The sequence below is a fragment of the Chromobacterium sp. S0633 genome (genome assembly GCF_024158805.1).
Lineage (GTDB): Bacteria > Pseudomonadota > Gammaproteobacteria > Burkholderiales > Chromobacteriaceae > Chromobacterium.
This window is the reverse complement of sequence record NZ_JAMZGH010000100.1, coordinates 1-2648: the sequence shown is the minus strand read 5'-3', so window position 1 is coordinate 2648 and position 2648 is coordinate 1. Positions and strand designations below refer to the sequence as shown.

Annotated in this window: 1 protein-coding gene; it reads right to left on the bottom strand. The window is 59.3% G+C overall.

Annotation, left to right across the window (positions count from 1 at the left end; all coding sequences use genetic code 11):
* Window positions 1–2504, bottom strand: a 2504-nt coding sequence (gene rnr / locus NK214_RS24705) for a ribonuclease R (protein WP_371926314.1), incomplete at its 3' end; no start/stop codon positions are given.
* Between the last annotated feature and the right edge of the window lie 144 nt (window positions 2505–2648).

Here is a 2648-nt window from a genome sequence, read left to right as displayed (position 1 = left end):
CTTGCTACTGGCTTGCTTGCTACTGGCTTGCTTGCTACTGGCTTGCTTGCTACTGGCTTGCTTGCTACTGGCTTGCTTGCTACTGGCTTGCTCGCTACTGGCTTGCTCTCCGCCGGCGTGCTCGCGGCGGACGGACTCGCCACAGGCTTGTTGACCGCAAGCTTCGACACCGGCGATTGAGCCCCCCCTCTGCTTCGTCCCTTGGGCGCCGCTGGCAATGCCGGCGGTTTTGCCTCTACAGACTTAGGCTCGGCAGCCCGGCGCGAACCGCCCTGGCGCGCGCCGGCGCTACGCGCGGGCACTGGCCTGGCGGTTTGCAGGTCGCCTTCCTTGACCAGAGCGAAGTCGACTTGAGCGCTTTCCAGATTGGCGCTCATCACCTTCACGGTCAGCGTATCGCCCAAGCGGTATTGCATGCCGCTCTTCTCTCCGACAATCGCCTGGACGTCCTTTTTGAAGTGGAAGTAGTCCTTGCCCAGTTCGGAGATATGCACCAGGCCTTCGACATACACCTCATCCAGCAACACGAATACGCCGAAGCTGGTCACCGCGCAGATCTTGCCCTTGAAGATCTCGCCTACCTTGTCCCGCATATAGTAGGTTTTCAGCCAGGACTCGACATCGCGGCTGGCGTCGTCCGCCCGGCGCTCGGTCATAGAGCAGTGCACGCCCAGTTGCGCCCATTTGCCCGGCTTGTATTTGCCGCCTTTGAGCACCGCCTTGATCGAACGGTGCACCAACAAGTCCGGGTAACGGCGAATCGGCGAAGTGAAGTGCGCGTAAGCCTCGTAAGCCAAGCCGAAGTGGCCGTTATTGTCCGGGGTATAAACCGCTTGCTGCATGGAACGCAGCAACATGGTTTGCAATACCGGCGCATCGGGCCGCCCATGAATCTGTTCCGCCAGTTTGGCGTAGTCCTTGGCCGTGGGCTTTTCCCCGCCGCCCAGACTCAAGCCGACCAGGCGCAGGTAGTTGCGCAGATTCTCCAGCTTCTCCTCGGTCGGGCCTTCATGCACCCGATACAAAGCCTTGTGCCCGTTCTGCTCCAGGAAATCTGCCGCGCAGACGTTGGCCGCCAGCATGCATTCCTCAATCAGGCGATGGGCATCGTTGCGCACCACTGGCACAATGCGCTCAATCTTGCCCGCGTCGTTGAAGATCATCTGAGTCTCCACCGAGTCGAACTCGATCGCCCCGCGCTGACTACGCGCGGCCAGCAGCACTTTGAACAAGGAATACAGGGTTTGGATCTGCGGCAACAGCGGGCTGTCGCTGCCTTTCTGGATCCAGTCCCAAACCTGGGTATAGGTCAGCCTGGCCTTGGACAGCATCACCGCCGGATAGAACTGGTAGCGCTTGACCACGCCCTTGGCGTTGATCTGCATATCGCAGACCATGCACATACGCTCCACATCCGGGTTCAAAGAGCAGATGCCGTTGGACAAGGCTTCCGGCAGCATGGGAATGACACGGCGCGGGAAGTAGACCGAAGTGCCGCGATTGAGCGCCTCCTGATCCAAGGCGTCGCCCGGCTCCACATAGAAACTGACGTCGGCAATCGCCACCACCAGGCGGAAGCCCTTGCCCTGCTTCTCCGCATACACGGCGTCATCGAAGTCGCGCGCGGTTTCGCCGTCTATCGTCACCAGGGGCAAATCGCGCAGGTCGACGCGATCCTTGGTCCAGTCTTTCTTGCGAACCTTCTTCGGCGTCGCCTTGGCCTGAGCCAGCACCGCCTCCGGGAATTGGTGAGGCAGGTCGTGCTTGCGCAGCGCGATCTCGATCTCCATGCCGGGGTCGGCATAGTTGCCCAGCACTTCCACCACCTGGCCGACAGGCTGACGATAGGCGTCCGGGTGTTGGAGGATTTCCACCATCACCACCTGACCGTCCTTGGCCCCCGCCTCGCCGCCCGGCTCAATCAGTATGTCGTGATTGATGCGACGGTCTTCCGCCGTCACCACCCACACGCCCCGAACCCGGTTGATGCGGCCAACCAGCCGCGTCACCACATGGTCCAGCACCTCAACAATCTTGCCTTCCTGGCGGCCTCGACGATCGACGCCGGACGGACGGACCATCACCCGATCGCCATGCATCGCTTTTTTCATTTCCCGCTCAGGCAGGAAAATATCGCCGCCCTGGCCTTCGCCTTCATCCGGAATGGCAAAACCGTAGCCATCGCGATGACCGGATACTTTGCACTTGATCAGATCCAGCTTTTGGGCAACGCAAACCGCGCCTTTGCGATTGATGATGATTTCGCCGTCACGCTCCATTGCCCGCAATCGACGCTCGAAATAAATAGATTCGGCCCGCGCAATCGACAACATGCGCGCTAATTCGTCAGGAAACAGCGGCACCCCCTGCTCGGCCAGAATTTTTAAAACGAACTCTCGGCTCGGCAAGGGATTGGAATATTTAAGTTTTTCCCGTTCCAGGAAGGGGTCCTGTTCGCGGAGGGACAGGGTCTTTTGTTTTTTTTGTGTTCTAGCCATTGACACCCTCAAGAATATGTCTATAATTCGCATCTCGTTGCAGAGATGCAGCGAAATAATACAGCAAAGCGAAGCCCAGGTGGCGGAATTGGTAGACGCACTAGGTTCAGGTCCTAGCGCCCGCAAGGGTGTGGAAGTTCGAGTCTTCTC